General features: G+C 41.1%; 17 protein-coding genes. 10 read left to right on the forward strand and 7 right to left on the reverse strand.

From position 1 onward, the window contains the following. Positions 1 to 484: 484 nt before the first annotated feature. The gene (gene carO / locus GTU69_RS01445; RefSeq protein ID WP_166167201.1) at positions 485 to 1,237 is read right to left on the reverse strand and encodes an ornithine uptake porin CarO; all 753 of its coding nucleotides are present in this window, start codon (positions 1,235 to 1,237) and stop codon (positions 485 to 487) included. Positions 1,238 to 1,538: 301 nt separating this feature from the next. Here carO and dapD point away from each other — a divergent pair, with 301 nt between their 5' ends. The 5 genes from dapD (at position 1,539) to GTU69_RS01470 (ending at position 4,952) form a co-directional block, all read left to right on the forward strand. Beyond that, positions 1,539 to 2,360 (forward strand): 2,3,4,5-tetrahydropyridine-2,6-dicarboxylate N-succinyltransferase, encoded by an 822-nt coding sequence (gene dapD, locus GTU69_RS01450; protein ID WP_086196159.1) that lies wholly within the window; start codon positions 1,539 to 1,541, stop codon positions 2,358 to 2,360. Positions 2,361 to 2,490: 130 nt separating this feature from the next. After that, the gene (gene queE, locus GTU69_RS01455; protein WP_166167204.1) at positions 2,491 to 3,201 is read left to right on the forward strand and encodes a 7-carboxy-7-deazaguanine synthase QueE; all 711 of its coding nucleotides are present in this window, start codon (positions 2,491 to 2,493) and stop codon (positions 3,199 to 3,201) included. Positions 3,202 to 3,239: 38 nt separating this feature from the next. Then, positions 3,240 to 3,911, forward strand: coding sequence for a 7-cyano-7-deazaguanine synthase QueC (queC, locus tag GTU69_RS01460; protein WP_166167207.1), 672 nt, complete (start codon positions 3,240 to 3,242; stop codon positions 3,909 to 3,911). A gap of 13 nt (positions 3,912 to 3,924) precedes the next feature. Beyond that, positions 3,925 to 4,338 (forward strand): hypothetical protein, encoded by a 414-nt coding sequence (locus tag GTU69_RS01465; protein ID WP_166167210.1) that lies wholly within the window; start codon positions 3,925 to 3,927, stop codon positions 4,336 to 4,338. 155 nt (positions 4,339 to 4,493) lie between these two features. After that, the gene (locus GTU69_RS01470; RefSeq protein WP_166167213.1) at positions 4,494 to 4,952 is read left to right on the forward strand and encodes a peroxiredoxin; all 459 of its coding nucleotides are present in this window, start codon (positions 4,494 to 4,496) and stop codon (positions 4,950 to 4,952) included. A gap of 76 nt (positions 4,953 to 5,028) precedes the next feature. Here GTU69_RS01470 and GTU69_RS01475 read toward each other — a convergent pair whose 3' ends face one another. After that, positions 5,029 to 5,628, reverse strand: coding sequence for a LysE/ArgO family amino acid transporter (locus tag GTU69_RS01475; protein WP_166167216.1), 600 nt, complete (start codon positions 5,626 to 5,628; stop codon positions 5,029 to 5,031). Positions 5,629 to 5,747: 119 nt separating this feature from the next. On the opposite strand from GTU69_RS01475, the gene GTU69_RS01480 reads away from it, so the two are divergent. Continuing rightward, a complete protein-coding gene (locus GTU69_RS01480) occupies positions 5,748 to 6,638 on the forward strand; it encodes a LysR family transcriptional regulator ArgP (RefSeq protein ID WP_166167219.1) in 891 nt (296 codons plus the stop codon). A 41-nt stretch (positions 6,639 to 6,679) separates the two neighbouring features. On the opposite strand, the gene GTU69_RS01485 is transcribed toward GTU69_RS01480, so the two are convergent. Both GTU69_RS01485 and GTU69_RS01490 read right to left on the reverse strand, forming a co-directional pair. Next, positions 6,680 to 7,249 carry a YceI family protein gene (locus GTU69_RS01485; protein ID WP_166167224.1) on the reverse strand — a complete coding sequence of 190 codons (570 nt, stop codon included), beginning with the start codon at positions 7,247 to 7,249 and terminating at the stop codon, positions 6,680 to 6,682. A gap of 39 nt (positions 7,250 to 7,288) precedes the next feature. Continuing rightward, complete coding sequence (locus GTU69_RS01490) at positions 7,289 to 7,876, reverse strand: nicotinate-nicotinamide nucleotide adenylyltransferase (RefSeq protein WP_166167227.1); 588 nt, start codon at positions 7,874 to 7,876, stop codon at positions 7,289 to 7,291. A 104-nt stretch (positions 7,877 to 7,980) separates the two neighbouring features. Between GTU69_RS01490 and GTU69_RS01495 the strand changes: the two genes are divergently transcribed. Beyond that, positions 7,981 to 8,781, forward strand: a complete 801-nt coding sequence (locus tag GTU69_RS01495; protein ID WP_166167230.1) for an enoyl-CoA hydratase — start codon at positions 7,981 to 7,983, stop codon at positions 8,779 to 8,781. Positions 8,782 to 8,879: 98 nt separating this feature from the next. After that, the gene (locus GTU69_RS01500; protein ID WP_166167233.1) at positions 8,880 to 9,641 is read left to right on the forward strand and encodes a nitroreductase family protein; all 762 of its coding nucleotides are present in this window, start codon (positions 8,880 to 8,882) and stop codon (positions 9,639 to 9,641) included. Positions 9,642 to 9,871: 230 nt separating this feature from the next. Here GTU69_RS01500 and GTU69_RS01505 read toward each other — a convergent pair whose 3' ends face one another. Beyond that, positions 9,872 to 10,186, reverse strand: a complete 315-nt coding sequence (locus tag GTU69_RS01505) for a YqfO family protein (protein WP_166167236.1) — start codon at positions 10,184 to 10,186, stop codon at positions 9,872 to 9,874. Positions 10,187 to 10,554: 368 nt separating this feature from the next. Here GTU69_RS01505 and GTU69_RS01510 point away from each other — a divergent pair, with 368 nt between their 5' ends. After that, the gene (locus GTU69_RS01510; RefSeq protein WP_166167239.1) at positions 10,555 to 11,169 is read left to right on the forward strand and encodes a hypothetical protein; all 615 of its coding nucleotides are present in this window, start codon (positions 10,555 to 10,557) and stop codon (positions 11,167 to 11,169) included. A gap of 221 nt (positions 11,170 to 11,390) precedes the next feature. Here the strand turns inward: GTU69_RS01510 and GTU69_RS17270 are convergent, their stop codons facing one another. Both GTU69_RS17270 and purL read right to left on the reverse strand, forming a co-directional pair. Beyond that, positions 11,391 to 11,522, reverse strand: a complete 132-nt coding sequence (locus GTU69_RS17270; protein ID WP_277343559.1) for a KGW motif small protein — start codon at positions 11,520 to 11,522, stop codon at positions 11,391 to 11,393. Between the two features lie 221 nt (positions 11,523 to 11,743). After that, positions 11,744 to 15,580 (reverse strand): phosphoribosylformylglycinamidine synthase, encoded by a 3,837-nt coding sequence (gene purL, locus GTU69_RS01515; protein WP_166167242.1) that lies wholly within the window; start codon positions 15,578 to 15,580, stop codon positions 11,744 to 11,746. A gap of 534 nt (positions 15,581 to 16,114) precedes the next feature. On the opposite strand from purL, the gene GTU69_RS01520 reads away from it, so the two are divergent. Further along, on the forward strand, positions 16,115 to 17,452 hold the full coding sequence (locus GTU69_RS01520; RefSeq protein WP_166167245.1) for a deoxyguanosinetriphosphate triphosphohydrolase: 1,338 nt from the start codon (positions 16,115 to 16,117) through the stop codon (positions 17,450 to 17,452). Positions 17,453 to 17,552: the final 100 nt, after the last annotated feature.

Consider the following 17,552-nt stretch of genomic DNA (forward strand, 5'->3'; position numbering starts at 1 on the left):
CATTAAGCCGAGTTCTCAACGGCTATTGTAGATGCCAATATTTCAGGTAAAACACTTCGACCAAACCAGAATACCCCCCAATATTTACTGAAATTTCTACCCAAAATTTTGCCCATTCTTTTTATACTTCAAATGTTGCATTTAAATTGCAAGCTCACACTCACTGGTCTTTTGGGCTCATCTACGATCACACTTTTGCTACAGATGTCGGCTATGCTTTATAGTTTGGGTATTGGTAGTTTTTATCCTATGTACTCTAATGTATTTATTGTCGCGGGTATAAAATATTTCAGACTCAACAAAGACAAAGTTAAGCAAAATCAGGAAGGTTCAGGCAGTCTGTTTGGTATATTATCTTCAGTAAACCATAACAAGGCTGTTGTTTATAGCCTTAAGCCAGGTTACCGTTTCCAGAGAACATAACTGCATTTTCTAAAAATAAAAAACGAGCCGAAGCTCGTTTTTTTTAAAGGCTACTATTTTATTACCAATGATAACTTACACCGATTTTACCTACAGGAAGCCATTTGTGTTTGTCATCAGTCGCAATTTTATTTTCATCAGCTGCAATATTGTCAACCAGTGAACCGCGTGTTGGGTTATCAGCCGCACCACCACTGACTAACTGTAAGTTAACATCTGGATTATCGGCATAGTAAGCACCGACTTCACCAAATACGCCCCAATTTTTATTAATCTTAGGCGCCCATCCTAAGCCTAAATATGGAGCAATGTCATTTTTGTAATCCATGGTCCCTTTAATATGAGCGCCATCTGCACCCGCTACAAAGTCTGTATGGTTAATGGTAAAACCTTCTCCCGCACCTACACGGCGATCAAGTTCATACTCATTATCTAAATAGGCTACACCAGCGGCCATATATAGACCTTGCACCCATCTATTTTCACTTGCACCCCAAGGACGAATTTCAGCATTCAAATAGGTATTTTTATTTTCCATATCAATGTCATAGTCTGAACCATTGACCGAGATATCATCAGACCAAGAGATATCACCGCCATTATAACCTAGCGCCAAACCGACATATGGGTTTGCAGTCCACAGTAATGCACCACCATAACCGGTTGTACCTACTTCAGCACGGACACCAGTTGGAATAAGCTGATTACGTTCAAATGCATAACCATCTTGAACGACTGCATCATCAGCTGCCATGACCGTTCCTGCGACAGAGGTCAATACCGATACTGCTAAAAGTGTAGCTAAAGTTTTCATTGTAGATCTCCTCAAAAAGGTTTCTATTTCGTCATTAGTGCTTTTCTATCTAATAGTTAGAACTATAAAATATTAATCGCTCAACTTTTATTCGAAATTTGCTTAGTTTTTGTTATTTTTTGATACATTTTCTATTTGTTTTTGATTATTAACTCATTTTTTGTTTATTTATCTGTGTAGCCGATTTTCGCTCCTATTTTGCCCATCTTTCATAATTAATTCCGATCCAAAGCCACTTTTTCATCTATTTATATCTCAATATAGTGTAAAATCTTGAAAAATTTTTTCTGGAAGGAAGATCATGTCTCAGCTTTCAACAATCATTGAACAAGCGTTTGAAGACCGTGCGAATTTCACAGCAGCAGATTGCCCTGCTGAAATCCGTCAAGCAGTTGAAGAAGTCATTGCTGGCCTGGATAATGGTACTTTACGTGTTGCTGAAAAAATCGACGGTGAATGGGTTGTTCATCAATGGATTAAGAAAGCGGTATTGTTATCATTTAAATTAAACGACAACAAACCAATGGAAGCTTGTGATCTTCGTTTCTATGACAAAGTCGATACTAAATTCTCTGATTGGACTGAAGAACAGTTTAAAGCTGCTGGTGTACGTGTAGTACCTCCTGCTGTTGCTCGTAAAGGTTCATTCCAGGCGAAAAACGTGGTATTGATGCCTTCTTATGTGAACATTGGTGCTTATGTGGATGAAGGTACCATGGTGGATACATGGGCAACTGTTGGTTCATGTGCACAAATTGGTAAAAACGTTCACTTGTCGGGTGGTGTAGGTATTGGTGGTGTACTTGAACCGCTTCAAGCCAACCCAACCATTATTGAAGACAACTGCTTTATTGGTGCACGTTCTGAAATCGTGGAAGGCGTGATTGTAGAAGAAGGTTCTGTCATTTCAATGGGCGTATTCATTGGTCAATCCACCAAAATTTATGACCGTGAAACTGGCGAGATCCATTACGGCCGTGTACCTGCAGGTTCGGTAGTTGTTTCTGGTAGCCTGCCATCTAAATGCGGTAAATACAGCCTGTACGCAGCTGTAATCGTGAAAAAAGTAGATGCGAAAACCCGTGCCAAAACTAGCCTAAACGATTTGTTACGCGAAGACTAAGATGTAGTCTTTTGCGGAACATTAATTGTTCCTCGGAGCTTCAGCCGCTCCTCGTCTCTACGGTTAGCAATAGCCGTAGGGATTTTTATTTTTATACTGTGTTATTTATCCTGAGCTGGATTATGTTGTTATGAGTACTCTTCGATCTTCCGCTATTCCTGTTACCGATCCGTCTGCGGGGTTACGTATTACGGAGATTTTCTATTCATTACAAGGTGAAGCCAACGCTGCAGGATTACCGACCGTATTTATCCGTTTAACCGGTTGCCCGTTACGTTGTACTTATTGTGATACCACTTATTCCTTTGAAGGTGGCGAACGCCAGTCCTTAGACGACATTATTCAAACTGCACTCGATTTTAAAACGCCCTATATTTGTGTGACCGGTGGTGAACCATTGGCACAGCCTAACGCCCTGCCCCTGATGCAGCGTTTAGCTGACTTAGGCTGTGAAGTGTCGCTCGAGACCAGTGGAGCTTTAGATGTATCCAAGGTTGATCCGCGAGTTTCCAAAGTACTGGATTTAAAAACGCCCACTTCTGGAGAAGTTGCACGAAACTTGCCTAGTAATCTTGATTATTTAACCCCACACGATCAGATCAAGTTTGTAATTTGTAACCGTGAAGACTATGAATGGTCAAAACAGCAGGTTGAACAATACCAACTTGCCGATAAAGTCAGTAACGTCTGGTTCTCTCCTGCTTTTGCCGTAGAAAAAGGTGCGGTGAAATTACCTCAACTTGCACGTGATTTAGCTCAATGGATTTTAGATGACCATCTCCCTGTCCGTTTCCAGCTACAGTTACATAAACTGCTCTGGAATGATGAAACCGGTCGTTAATCCATTTTTATTGTTACTTATTTTTTGGAGACTTTAATATGCGCCCTCGTGCCATAGTTTTATTATCTGGCGGCTTAGACTCAACGACTTGTTTGGCTTGGGCGCAAGCACGTTATGAATGTATTGCTTTAAGCTTCATGTATGGTCAGCGTTCAACCACTGAACTCGATGCTGCTCGAGCATTAACCCAGCGTGCTAGTGTAGAACATCGTGTGATTAATATCGATTTGGGTAACTTGGGTGGCTCTGCGTTAACAGACCATAGCATTGACGTACCAGAACATGAACAAGAAGGCATTCCTGTAACTTATGTTCCAGCACGTAACACAATATTTCTCTCCTATGCGCTCGCAGCGGCCGAAGTCTTTGGTGCAGAAGCCATTGTGATTGGCATCAATGCCGTTGATTATTCGGGTTATCCTGACTGTCGTCCTGAATTTATTGAGGCTTTTGCCAATATGGCACGTCTGGCCACCAAGGTTGGAGTAGAAGGTAAACCGCTTAAATTTGAAACACCTTTGTTACATTTATCCAAAGCAAATATCATTCGCTTAGGTATAGAACATGGCGTAGACTACAGTCAAACAGTGTCTTGCTACCAGGCAGATGACCAAGGACGTGCATGTGGCAAATGTGATAGTTGCCGCTTACGTAAACAAGGTTTTGCTGATGCAGGTATCGTAGATCCGACACGTTATATACCGTCATAATAGGGTACAGTAAATGAAAAATTTGAAATCAAACATTATTCTTTCTACATTGGTTTCTGCAGTCGCATTGATGGCGACTGCTGCAAATGCAGCCGAAACAAATAAGCTTCAGGAAGCTTATAAAAGCACCAATGTAAAATCTGCGTTAATTAATGTTTGTAAAGAAGAAACTGCTAAAGGTAAAAAACTTACTTCTGCTGAAGTCAGCAAATACTGTACATGTGCAGTGGAAGCAGATGGTAAATTAACCAACGCACAAAAATGGGAAATCCAAAGCACTATTAACCAGAAGAAAAGTCCTGCAACTTTAGCTTTTGTGCAAAAACAAAATAAAGATCTGCAAGCGTGTTTTGGACCAGAACTTACTGGCAAGCTTAAAAGCTTAAGTGAAGCGGCAATGAAATCTGCTCAACAACCTAAAAAATAAGTTGATTTAGATTGAATAAAAGCCTGCATAATTGCAGGCTTTTTTATTTGTGAAAATTACCTTCCCTACTTCAGCATAAACATCGTTAAATTCGCTATCATGGCAGCATAAACTTAAGATCAATATGACAAATTCGACTTTATAAGGATGAAGCCATGTCTGCTATTACGCTGCCTAATCAAGCCTTCCCAACCACAACCGGTGAAATCAACCTGACTGAAATATCAACCGAATGGCTGATTGTGTATTTTTATCCTAAAGATTCTACTCCGGGCTGTACTACACAGGCGATCGGTTTTTCATGCCTGAAAGACCAGTTTGATACCTTAAATACCACCATTCTTGGGATTTCACGTGACTCGGTGAAAGCTCATCAGAACTTCACTGAAAAACAAAATCTGAGCATTAACCTGATTAGCGACAAAGAAGAAGTGCTGTGCAATCTTTTTGACGTGATTAAAGAAAAGAACATGTATGGTAAAAAAGTGATGGGTATCGAGCGCTCCACCTTTATTTTCCATAACGGTCAACTGGTCAAAGAATACCGTAAAGTAAAAGCTGCAGGACATGCTGAACAAGTACTGGAAGACTTAAAAGCACTTCAAGCAGCTTAATTTTTCATTATCAAAAGGCATGATTTTTAACTAGAAATAGTATTGCTCATGCCTTTTTCTTTTGTGTTCCGCTCACTTATTTTAATAAGGAAATGGCAATCGACCACATCACACAGCCAATCATAATATCCAGTATTTTCCAGGCTTGTGGCCGTTGGAAAACCGGTTGCAAATAACGTGCTGCATAGCCCAAGCTAAAAAAGAATAAGAATGATGCCGTTATAGCCCCCAAGGCAAAATACAGTTGCGTGTCTGGATATTGTGTTGAGATCGAACCCAGCAAGACGACCGTATCCAGGTACACATGCGGATTCAGCCAGGCTAAGCTTAAACAGATCAATAAAACCTTGCCTAAAGAAGGCACATCGTTTGGTCTGACTTCTAAACGCTGCTCAGCTTTCCAGGCCTGATAAAAATGTAGGACTCCATAGACCAATAAAAACGTTGCACCAAAATATTTTGCAATATTCAGCCAATCCGGATGCAACATGACCAGCTCTGAAAAGCCCAGCACCCCTGCTGAAATCAATATCGCATCAGACAAGGCACAACACAGGCAAATGGCAAACACATGTTGCTGTTTTAAACCCTGTTTCAACACAAAAGCATTTTGTGCACCAATCGGTACAATCAGACTTAAACCCATGACAAAGCCATGTAAGGCACTATTTAACATACACAATAAAACTTAAAAATCATTCAAAAATCGTGTCTTGAATTATCCCAGCTTGAAGCATAAATTAAGTATGATTAAGAAAATATCAATTTAACTCAGTTTTTCTTAGGTAGTACCCTATGCTTTCAAGTAAATCCTGCGAAGCTTTTCTTGCTGTGGCTGAATCCGGCAGTTTTGACGAAGCGGCTCAGCGGCTGTGTCTTACCGCATCTGCAGTCACCTTAAGGGTCCAGACTTTGGAAAAAGATTTGGGACAGATTTTATTGCTGCGCGAACGTCCTTGTAGGGTCACGCAAGCCGGTCAAAAGCTGTTAGAACATTTACAGCATCAACGCTTACGCGAACAGAATCTGTTACAACAATTCATGGGGCAATCCAGCCAGCATGAATTTCATCAATTCAGTATTGCCACCAATGCCGACTCTTTATCGACCTGGCTGCTCAAAGTCCTGCAAAGCACATTGATTGAGCACAAAATTATCCTAAAACTGTCGCTGGATGACCAGACCCAAACCCATCAACTGCTTGAAACCGGTTTGGTCAATGCCTGTATCTCGACTGAATCAACTGCCATGAAAGGCTGTGAAGTGCATGACTTGGGACAGATGACTTATCGCATGGTCGCAACATCTTCCTTTGTAGAAAGGTGGTTTAAAAATGGTATTCACCGCGATGCCTTAAAACATGCCCCAGCCATTATTTTTAATGGCAAAGATCTGATGCATCATCAGGTGATTCTGAACTTGTTTGGATTAAATCAGCAAAGTTATCCGCATTATTTTATTCCCTCCTCTACTACATTTGTGGAAGCAGTACATTTGGGTTTAGGCTTCGGTTTGGTACCGGAATATCAAATTGGTGATGATCTGCAAACCGGGAAACTGATTGAAATTATGCCAAATGCTAAAACCGAGATGAAATTGTATTGGCATCACTGGAAGCAGCAATCTGTGCTACTGCAACAATTGACGATTGACCTGCTGGAAAAGGCTCAACATCAGATGAATTAAAAAATGGAAATCAGCAGATATTTTGTGGCAAATCCTACTGCTTATTTGCGTTGCCATTGCCCAGATACTTCAATATTGACTTTCTCTCCGATGCCGCCAAATGCCTTTTTCATCCCAAAATCACTACGCTTAACCATAGTTGTAGCTTCTACATTCATAAGTTGTGGATCAAATGGATTGGCTTCTAGGGACGCATCAAGGATCACCGGCCGGGTAATACCGCGCAGGGTCAGATCACCTTTGATCTTGTATTGATAATTCCCTAAAGCGAGAAATTCATGACTGTTAAAAGTCGCTGTTGGGTACTTCTCTGCATAAAATAAATCTTCACCTAAAATCATATTTTTCAGTGAAGGCTTGCTCAAGCTTAGGCTATTTACTTGCATCACAAACCGTGCCGAGGCATTCTGAGGTGCTGCAGAATCAAAGCTCATACTGGACTGAACCTGTTCAAACTTTCCTTTTACGGTTGAAAAGCCCATCGACTTCACCTCAAAGCCCACATAGCTTTGTGGAGTCAATGTCCATTCCTGTGCATTGACCTGTGCGACGATACCTAGATGGATTACACCGACAATCAGGACACTTTGTAAGCTGGTTTGGATATTCATCTTATACACTCCTGGGTCTTGGCAATGCTGTGCCTCGACCTAGTAGCTTACTGAAGATTGTTCCAGATTGGTTTTATCTTGGGTCAGGTATTTGTGCTGCAATTGTTGATAAATGGCAGTTTTCTGAAATTTGTGTAAAAACTCACTGGTACCGAGCGGCAAAGCAGATTCGATAATTTCACCACGATAATATGCTTCACGCAGCGGCGTTGCTGAAATTGCCCCGACCAGGCTGGCAAGTTCCACCATCTCCCATTCCGGAAACAGCTTGAGATAATAAGAAGATTCATCTTTAAAGTGACCAATCAAACCGACTTTTGCTTCAGGCTCTACGACACCTGCCACAAGAGATTGCACCAGTTGTTGCCATTTTTGATCATCATAAACATCAATCACATGCACAAACTTGATCCGCTTCTGGTCCGCTTCTGAAAAATTGGACAAGATCATCTGTTCACGTTCAGCAGCACTAAACGGATTTTTAATATTGCGTTCATTTTGTGCTGAACCTAAGGCCAAAATCACCTTTTGGCTTTGCTGCAATGCAATTTTAATCGTTTGCATATGTGCCAGATGAAAAGGCTGAAAGCGACCAATGAAAACCAGATAATCGAATGTATAGTTCATAACAGATCAAGTTTTTTATGACTCGTGAGTTATGCCGCTAAAATAAATATGCGACATAATAACTGCCATAAAATCAAATTAAATTTTAAAGCAAGGATAGTACGATGACACTGAGCTGTATTCAACAACCACATCAACATTTAAATGCGAATTTAGACAATGGCGTACTGACCTTAGCCATTCATCGTCCCGAAGCTAAAAATGCGTTATACGGTGAACTATATCTAAAAATTGCCCAGGCACTGGATGAAGCCGATCAGGATAAAGACGTTCGCGTGGTGATTTTACGTGGTGAGGATGCCGACTTCAGTGCCGGTAATGATATGCAGGATTTCATGAAGTTTATTCAAACTCCACTGGCAGGCAAAGAGGGAGATGCGCCTCCATTTGTGGTTTTAAAATCTGCGGCAAAATTTTCCAAACCATTAATTGCTGCTGTTCGTGGTGTGGCGATTGGCATTGGAGTAACGATTTTGCTGCATGCCGACCTAGTCTATAGTGATTCTACTGCCCTGTTCCAGATTCCATTTGTGAGCTTAGGTCTATCGCCTGAAGGTGCTTCGAGCAAATTGCTGATTCAGCAAGCGGGTTACCATAAAGCGGCTGAGCTGCTGTTTACTGCACAAAAGTTTAATAGCGACAAAGCCTTAAGTGCTGGAATTGTGAATAGTATTGAAGATGATGTATATGCAACTGCACTGAAACAGGCACAGACTTTAGCAGCACTACCGCTCGCTTCAATCAAGCAAACCAAAGCCTTAATGAAACATAATCTGCAGGAAATTATTGACTGTATTGATAACGAAGCCGAGATTTTTATGAAGCGCGTAACTTCACCGGAAATGGCAGAAGCTGTTGCTGCATTTATGCAGAAGCGTAAACCGGATTTCGCTCAATTTAATTAATTGAAAAATACATAAAAAACCACTGGGTAATTTACATTGCTTGGTGGTTTTTTTCATTTCTACCCCCACATCAAATAAAAATTGTTACGGAATACACCATGACCAGCCAAGCCAAGACTGAAAAGAAACGCTACTTTGAACCTGCTCCACAAGATATTGATGTCGAAAACTTTAAGAAAGTCGTGCAAAGCCGTCGTTCGGTGCGTAAATTTACCAACAAGCCAATTCCTGCCGATATATTAGATGAATGCTTGGACTTGGCATTACTTGCACCAAACTCATCAAATTTACAGCCTTGGACCTTTTATGTGGTTCAAAACCCGACCAAGAAAAAGCAGTTGGTAAAAGCATGTTTAGGTCAATTGGCTGCAAAGACTGCGGCTGAACTGATTGTCTGCGTGGCAAGGACCGACCGTATTGAAGAGATGGCAAAGAAAAATATCAGTGAGTTTCCATTTCCGGAAGTGCCTGCTGCTGTGCAGAAGTATTACAGGTTTATTCCCTACAATTATAAAACCGGTTACTTCAATGCAATAGGTAACTTTAAGAAAGTGGCTTTCAAAGTTGTACGTACACTCGACAAGCAATTGCCAGTGACGGCTTTTAATCCTGCTGATGCAAAGCTTTGGGCTACTAAAACTACGGCTCTCGCTTGTGAAAATCTGGTTTTAGCTTTACGTGCCTATGGTTTTGACAGTTGTATGATGGAAGGTTTTGATGAGCCGATGGTCAATAAAATTTTAAATCTGAATGACCAGCAATATCCGGTCATGGTGATTGCTGCCGGTGAACGTGCAGCGGATGGTGTGTTCTTCCCACAATACCGTTTTGAGCGTGAGCTGTTTGTTCAGAAGGTTTAACCTCTCTAAAATAGCTTATGTAATTTCTACAATTACATACATCAATCACTATTTGATACAAGGAAAGCGACATGGATGTCGCTGGTTAGACTGTGGCATATGGACATGCCATCAGTCTAACAAAGGGCTTTTGTCACTTTTCGCCCGTGAAAAGTGAGACAACACCTACGCAATCAAAAAAACATCCTCTCACCATAAAGTGAGGTAATGATATTTACAAATTATCTTTATCAATCAATATCTAATATTTGTATAAACTCAAAAGCAGGCTCTTCATACGGATGGCTGGCCTTAAGTGCTTTTGCCACATTGGAGGCTTGATTTTCAGGCACAATCGTTTCTACCCGCCATTCCGCTACCTGTTCCAGTTCCCCCACTTTACCAATAAAAGGATCAGCGCCTTTTAACGGCTTAAACTGTCCTGTACCCAACACCTGCCAGGCACAATGCTCATAGTTGCCTATCCCACCTGCCCCTGCTTGAAACACGGCGTTTTTGGTTGATTCAAGATGAGATTCAGGAACGTAATAAATCAGTTTAAGCATGCTATCAATAAACAGAATAAAGATAGGATTATCTTAGCGCTTAAACCTGAATTAATCTCTATCAGATTTCATTGAGCTCTTATCAGAACATCAAAAATTAAAATCATTTTAAATACAATTACCTATTACCTTTCTTGACATTTCTCTGACAGTTGAATATTTTAAATTGCTCAAAAAACGATCTATGTTTAGTTCTAACCCTTCGACTTCGATTTTTTCTTTTCATCTCGGTCACCATTATCACCTTAGAATTTCAGCAATAAAAACGGCTGATTGAGGCCGTTTTTATGACTCAAAAAATGATTTTTAGAATAAAAATTATCTTATTTTCAAGTATCATGATCACATTCTGATCATTTATAAAATTTATGAAAAAATATCCATTACTTAATTATGTGGGATCTTATGCCCAAGAACTTTTATATGAAACAAGTAATAGTGCATTGCTCGGAATACCCGAAGCATTAAAGAATACCACTCAAAAAATATATGCTCAGTCAAAATTAAATAATGAAGCTTTATATTACCTTCAAGTCAAAACATTTTTAGAAACATTAGATTTAGATGAGGATGAGGTTTCTCAATTTATGCAGGAGAACCCTAATCACCAAAGATTGGGTTTAGAAATATTCAAAATTCTTGAAAGTACTATTCTTGAAAAACAAGCTCAACTGTTAGCCAAATCATTTAAATATCTTACTAAAAAAGAAATAGATGACAAAACTTTTAATCAATACACTTATATTATTACTAAGCTAAATAATCATCTTATAAACCTTTTACAGGAACTTTATTTTCTAAAAACTAATAACGAAAATCCAGAATTTGAGTTTGATATTTCTAATCCCAATATGGAATTGGTTAGTTTTCAATTCTTAAGAGAAGTTGAATCTCCCCTAGTATTGGATGGTAAAACAAAAATTGCTCGCTATAAAAGAACAGATGAGTTTTATCATTTTTATGAAAATATCTTCAAAGACTAAACTTAACCACATGACTTGTGACATGGATGTCGCTCGTTTGGTAGGGATACAAGGACGTATCCTCTACCAAACATAGCAGTTTTGTTACTTTTGCTGCATCAAAAGTAAAATATTGCTTACGCGTTATTGATTAAAATTTCGCACAATCAGCGCAGCTGTGACTTTATTAAAATATCCAACACAAAAAAAACCACCTCACGGTGGCTTTTTCAATTTAAAAATTAAGAACTTTGCAGCAAATAGCTACCAATCAAAAACAGCATTTGTAGCCCTACGACTGCCATAAAAAATATCCAACCTTTCTTACGTAAAGTCGCTTTATCAACATTTGTATAGATTGCAATTTTTGGCATTGTGTCACCTCACTTAGAGATTCAATCCTGAACTTGTATTTAGTGAACCATCTTTCTTCCATATTGCATCATGATTGTGCACAAAACATACAAATCATCTTTCACACAAATATAAAAGCAAAATCCAAACCAAGTCCAGCGGGAGAAATAAAAATAAAATTAAAAATAGATACAAAATAAAAAAGCCACCCGAAGGTGGCTTTTTTCAAAACACTTCAGAATTAACCAATGAACTTACGTGCATTGCGGAACATGCGTAACCATGCACCATCTTCAGTCCATTCTTCAGGTTTCCATGAATGCTGAACAGCACGGAAGTTACGTTCAGGATGCGGCATCATAATCGTTGCACGACCGTCAGTAGATGTCACACCAGTAATCGCTTCTGGTGAACCGTTCGGGTTCAATGGATATTGCTGTGTAGCATTACCCAAGCTGTCTACATAACGTAAGCTGACTTGATTGCCTGCATTTAACGCAGCAATCTTGTCTTCAGTTGCAACTACACGGCCTTCACCATGTGCTACCGCGATTGGAAGAATCGAACCTTCCATACCATCTAACAAAATAGAGTGAGATTTTTCAACACGAACGTTCACTGCACGCGCTTCAAATACTTCTGAAGTGTTGCGGTGGAAACGAGGCCAGTTTTCCGCACCCGGAATCAGTGGAGCCAATTGCGACAACATTTGACAACCGTTACAGATACCCAAAGAGAAGGTTTCTTGACGATGGAAGAATTTCTCGAACTGGTCACGCAGTTTAGGGTTAAACAATACTGATTTCGCCCAGCCACCGCCTGCACCCATTACGTCACCGTAAGAGAAACCACCACAAGCCACAATACCTTCAAAGTCATCCAGACTGATACGGCCAGCAAGCAAATCGCTCATGTGAACATCAACAGTGTTGAAGCCGACTTTATCGAATGCCGCAGCCATTTCCACATGACCGTTTACGCCCTGTTCACGCAAGATCACCATGTTTGGACGACGTGAATTGATATACGGCGCTTCAACCGGTTCATTCAGGTCAAATGTCGGCTGTGCGATGATACCTTTGTGGTTCTTGTCAGTGATTAAAGCAAACTCAGAATCCGCAGTTTCAGAGTTGTCACGCAAACGTTGAATTTGGTGAGATACTTCAGTCCAAGCCACTTGCAAATCAGCACGTTCAAGTACCAGACCATTGATAGTCAATTGGTCAGTATTGTTCACTTTACCTACTACAGAGATAGCATCTTTAAGTGAAGATTCAGCGATTTCTGCCTGTAATGCTTCCCAATCGCTAGTTGCGATTTGAAGTACTGCACCAATTTCTTCAGCGAACAGGCTTGCAATAGATTGATCTTCCAATGCGACACCCAGACGTGAAGCAAACATCATTTCTGCAACAGTCGCGAGTAAGCCACCATCACCGATGTCATGGTAAGCCTTGATCAGGCCACGGTTGTTCCAGTCTTGAACTAGAGCGAAGAATGCTTTGAAGTCATCGAAGCTATCAACATCTGGAGTTACCGAACCAATGGCTTTATAAACCTGAGCCAGGATCGAACCACCCAAACGGAACTGACCTTTAGACAAGTCGATACGTACCAGTACTGAATCCAGGTTTTTCAATTCAGGGGTCAATGTTTGACGTACATCAGTCACCGGTGCAAATGCAGTAATTACACCAGACATTGGAGATGTTACAGACTTGTTTTCACCTTCGTAATTCCAGGTGGTACGCATAGACAATGAGTCTTTACCAACAGGAATTGCAATACCCAGCGCAGGACACATTTCCATACCGATGGCTTTTACGCCTTCAAATAACGCTTGGTCTTCACCCGGTTGACCTGCAGCCGCCATCCAGTTCGCAGACAATTTAATGTCGCTAATCTGCTCGATTTTTGCAGACATGATATTCGAGATCGACTCTGCAACTGATAAACGTGCAGAAGCCGCTGGATTGAGCAATGCAACCGGTGGACGCTCACCCATCGCCATTGCTTCACCCGTGTAACCGACAAGGCTTGTTGTAGTGACTGCAGCATCTGCTACAGGAACTTGCCAGCGACCCACCATTTGGTCACGCGCAACCATACCGGTAATTGAACGGTCACCGATAGTGATCAGGAACGATTTAGATGCAACGGTCGGGTTTTTCAGAACGCGGAAAATCGCATCTTTCAAATCAGTGACTTTAGCTGCATCAAAGTCATCGCCTTTGCGTTCAATCGTTTCATATGAACGGCTCATGCGTGGTGTACCGCCAAGCATCACCTGCATTGGCATATCCACGGCTTTGTTTTCAAACAATGGATCTTCAACAGTTAAGTGACGTGCTTCAGTCGCTTCACCCAGCACCGCAAACGGACAACGTTCACGTGCACAAAGAGATTCAAACAGGCTTAAAGAACTTGGACGAATCGCCAATACATAACGTTCTTGTGCTTCGTTCGACCAGATTTCCATTGGAGACATGCCTGGCTCAAGTGATGGAATCTTACGAAGGTCAAGCACTGCACCTAACTCGTGATCATTTACCAACTCAGGCATGGCATTTGAGATACCGCCCGCACCGACGTCATGTACAGACACGATCGGGTTGAAATCTTCCATGCGCCAGCAAGCATCAATCACTTCCTGGCAACGACGTTCCATTTCCGGGTTTTCACGCTGTACCGAAGCGAAATCCAGATTTTCACCCAATTTACCGCTATCTACAGAAGATGCTGCACCGCCACCCAGGCCGATCAACATTGCAGGACCACCAAGAACGATTAACAAGTCACCCGGTTGGATCGCATCTTTTTCAACATGGTCAGGACGGATGTTACCGTAACCACCAGCGATCATGATTGGTTTATGGAAACCTTTCACTTCACCATTGACGTTTTGTTCGAAAGTACGGAAATAACCGTTTAACGCAGGACGACCAAATTCGTTGTTAAACGCAGCACCGCCCAATGGGCCTTCAATCATGATTTGAAGTGGAGATGCCATACGTGATGGTTTACCGTAATTTTCTTCCCAAGGCTGTTCGAAACCCGGAATGTTCAGGTTAGATACCGTGAAACCGGTTAAACCTGCTTTCGGTTTACCACCACGACCTGTTGCGCCTTCATCACGGATTTCACCGCCTGAACCTGTCGCAGCACCAGCAAATGGTGCAATCGCTGTTGGATGGTTGTGGGTTTCCACTTTCATCAGGATGTGAGCAGCCTGGCTCTTGTATTTATAAACGTGGTGACCTGTTTCGTTATCTTTTTTAGGATAGAAACGCTGTGTGTCAAAGCCCACGATGACAGATGCGTTGTCTTTATATGCTGACAACACGTCTGTTGGAGATTCTTTATAAGTGTTCTTGATCATTTGGAACAATGACAATGGCTGTTTTTCACCATCAATTGTCCATTCAGAACCAAAGATTTTGTGACGGCAATGCTCAGAGTTGGCTTGAGCAAACATCATCAATTCGATGTCGTGCGGGTTACGACCCAGCTTGTTAAATGCTGCGGTTAAATAATCAATTTCTTCATCTGACAAGGCAAAACCAAATTCAGAGTTGGCTTTCACCAGCGCTTGTTTACCCTGACCTAAAATATCAATGCTATTTAAAGGTTTTGGTGCAGTTTCGACAAATAAAGCCGCAGCGTCATCAATATGATTGAACACGCTTTCAGTCATACGGTCATGTAAAACCTGTTTAACTTCATTGGATACTTCAGAAATACCTTTTAAAGTAAACAAAACACCGCGTTCAAGGCGGTGTATCGGGGTATTACAGTTGGCAAAAATGTCAGTCGCTTTAGAAGACCACGGTGAAATCGTGCCTAAACGCGGCGTAACAAGAATTTGAATTTCATCACTTGCTGCCTGACGAACTTCAAAAGAAGCACCATCGTTTAATAGTTGTAATGCAGATTGATGCTGCTGCTCGTTGAGCGCTTGATCAAACAGATAAATCCATTGACTTTCAATTGATTGAACAGAACTCATTGACGCGAGACGGTTTAAGAGTTGAGTTTTCTTAAAAGAAGAGTGTGCTGGTGCACCGGCCACGATAAACATGCTGATTTTGGCTCCACGGGCAGGTCTATTGGACCCTACCGCCAATGTGACTTAGAGAGAGCGCATATTCTACTGTGTATTGGCAAAATCAGCTAGATAGAAATTCACGAATGTGCCATCTATTCACTCAAGAACATGGAAGAATATTTTATTTTTCAGATAAAAATTTTTAATCTTATATAAATTTAAGCCTGCATTATCTTGTTTCTAAATATTATTTCAATACTACAGCTTATGCTCAATTCCGTATCTTTTAGCCAGTGTTACATAATTCTGCATCTTTTCATTCTTGATATCTTAGAGTTCTTTCATAAATCATTTTTCAATAACCATAAACTATTCTTAAAGTTAAAAGAAAAAATAGATTTTAGCAGACATTGGATTCATGAAAGAGATCTCTTGAGTAAATAATCAAGCTCAAACACTAGCACCCAGCTCAGTGCATTATCAGAAAGACAAATCATGTCGCCCTGCCCTAGTCGGTGAGACTTTTTTTTGGCATGATGAATTCAGCTCTTTACTGAATAACGATAAATGGAACAAATGCGTTGGTTGGAACTGCTTTCGACAGTTCGTATTGGTAGCAAAAAACAAAGTTCAGAACAGGCACGTAGCCCATTCCACAAAGATTATGACCGCATTATCTTTTCACAAAGTTTCCGCCAGCTAAACCGTAAAACCCAAGTGCATCCGCTAACTCAGCACGATGGTATTCACACCCGTTTGACCCATTCTCTGGAAGTCTCCTGTATTGGCCGCTCACTGGGCATGCTGGCAGCGGAAAAAATTAAAGATCAACTCCCGGTGTGGATTTCCCCTGCCGATGTCGGTGCCATTATTCAGGCAGCATGTCTGGCACATGATATTGGCAATCCACCTTTTGGACATGCTGGTGAATACGCGATACGTGAATGGTTTGACGATGCCTCACATGGCAATTTTTTAAAAAAACTCACCCCGGAAGAACAGGCCGATGTACGCCAATTTGAAGGCAATGCCCAAGGTTTACGTTTACTAACCAAAATTGACTATCATCCCAATGATGGCGGCATGCGTCTGACTTATGCCACTTTAGGCGCTTATTTAAAATATCCGTGGCTGTCGAAAACCATTGCATCACAAGGCGACCGCCCGGCCAATCAGCGGGCAAAATTTGGCTGTTACCAGTCTGAAAAAGAGACTCTCAAGCAAATTGCAGAGCAGCTCGGTTTAATTCAGCTTGGTGAATATCAGTATTGCCGTCATCCGCTGACCTATTTACTCGAAGCTGCGGATGATATTTGCTATGCCCTGATTGATCTGGAAGATGGCATTATTTTAAATATGCTGTCTTATGAAGAAGTGGAACCCGTTTTCCTCGACCTGATTGCAGATTATGGCAGGCCTGAAGAATTATCCATACCAACCACCTGGCAGCAAAAAATTGCTGCTTTACGCGGCCGGGTGATGAAACGTCTTGTGGATGAAGTGACCACTGCTTTTACCAAACATCACTTTGAAATTTTATCAGGACAACTCAAAGGCAGTTTATTGCAATATTGTTCTGAAGATATTGAATGGGGGATTGAACGAGCCAAAAATTTAGCGCGTGACAAGATTTTTGAACATCCGCAAAAGGCTGGTTTAGAGATTATTGCCCATCAAAGCCTGCAAAATATTCTGGATGCCTTTATCCCGTTGACGACACCACATAAAACCTTGAGCTTTAAAGAACAGCGTTTAATGTCCATGCTGCAACGTGCCGGAGTCAATTTTCAAAGTAATCACTATGAAAATATTATGCAGGTGCTGGATATTATTTCGAAATTCTCAGACCATCAGGCCTATAACCTGTCGCAAGAGTTACAGGGCAATAAAGCCGGCTTGATGTAAAAATGTTGCAGATATGCTGGCTAAAATTTTCACCAGATTTTAAAAATTATACCTGAGCATTTTGCCTTTCGTGCAAATGCTCACTACTATGCAACCAACG

This window comes from Acinetobacter sp. SA01 (genome assembly GCF_011319235.1).
Classification (GTDB): domain Bacteria; phylum Pseudomonadota; class Gammaproteobacteria; order Pseudomonadales; family Moraxellaceae; genus Acinetobacter.

Coding starts and splice junctions, on each gene's coding strand:
- carO (WP_166167201.1), bottom strand. CDS start 1,237: ATGAAAACTTTAGCTACACTTTTAGCAGTATCGGTATTGACCTCTGTC.
- dapD (WP_086196159.1), top strand. CDS start 1,539: ATGTCTCAGCTTTCAACAATCATTGAACAAGCGTTTGAAGACCGTGCG.
- queE (WP_166167204.1), top strand. CDS start 2,491: ATGAGTACTCTTCGATCTTCCGCTATTCCTGTTACCGATCCGTCTGCG.
- queC (WP_166167207.1), top strand. CDS start 3,240: ATGCGCCCTCGTGCCATAGTTTTATTATCTGGCGGCTTAGACTCAACG.
- GTU69_RS01465 (WP_166167210.1), top strand. CDS start 3,925: ATGAAAAATTTGAAATCAAACATTATTCTTTCTACATTGGTTTCTGCA.
- GTU69_RS01470 (WP_166167213.1), top strand. CDS start 4,494: ATGTCTGCTATTACGCTGCCTAATCAAGCCTTCCCAACCACAACCGGT.
- GTU69_RS01475 (WP_166167216.1), bottom strand. CDS start 5,628: ATGTTAAATAGTGCCTTACATGGCTTTGTCATGGGTTTAAGTCTGATT.
- GTU69_RS01480 (WP_166167219.1), top strand. CDS start 5,748: ATGCTTTCAAGTAAATCCTGCGAAGCTTTTCTTGCTGTGGCTGAATCC.
- GTU69_RS01485 (WP_166167224.1), bottom strand. CDS start 7,249: ATGAATATCCAAACCAGCTTACAAAGTGTCCTGATTGTCGGTGTAATC.
- GTU69_RS01490 (WP_166167227.1), bottom strand. CDS start 7,876: ATGAACTATACATTCGATTATCTGGTTTTCATTGGTCGCTTTCAGCCT.
- GTU69_RS01495 (WP_166167230.1), top strand. CDS start 7,981: ATGACACTGAGCTGTATTCAACAACCACATCAACATTTAAATGCGAAT.
- GTU69_RS01500 (WP_166167233.1), top strand. CDS start 8,880: ATGACCAGCCAAGCCAAGACTGAAAAGAAACGCTACTTTGAACCTGCT.
- GTU69_RS01505 (WP_166167236.1), bottom strand. CDS start 10,186: ATGCTTAAACTGATTTATTACGTTCCTGAATCTCATCTTGAATCAACC.
- GTU69_RS01510 (WP_166167239.1), top strand. CDS start 10,555: ATGAAAAAATATCCATTACTTAATTATGTGGGATCTTATGCCCAAGAA.
- GTU69_RS17270 (WP_277343559.1), bottom strand. CDS start 11,522: ATGCCAAAAATTGCAATCTATACAAATGTTGATAAAGCGACTTTACGT.
- purL (WP_166167242.1), bottom strand. CDS start 15,580: ATGTTTATCGTGGCCGGTGCACCAGCACACTCTTCTTTTAAGAAAACT.
- GTU69_RS01520 (WP_166167245.1), top strand. CDS start 16,115: ATGGAACAAATGCGTTGGTTGGAACTGCTTTCGACAGTTCGTATTGGT.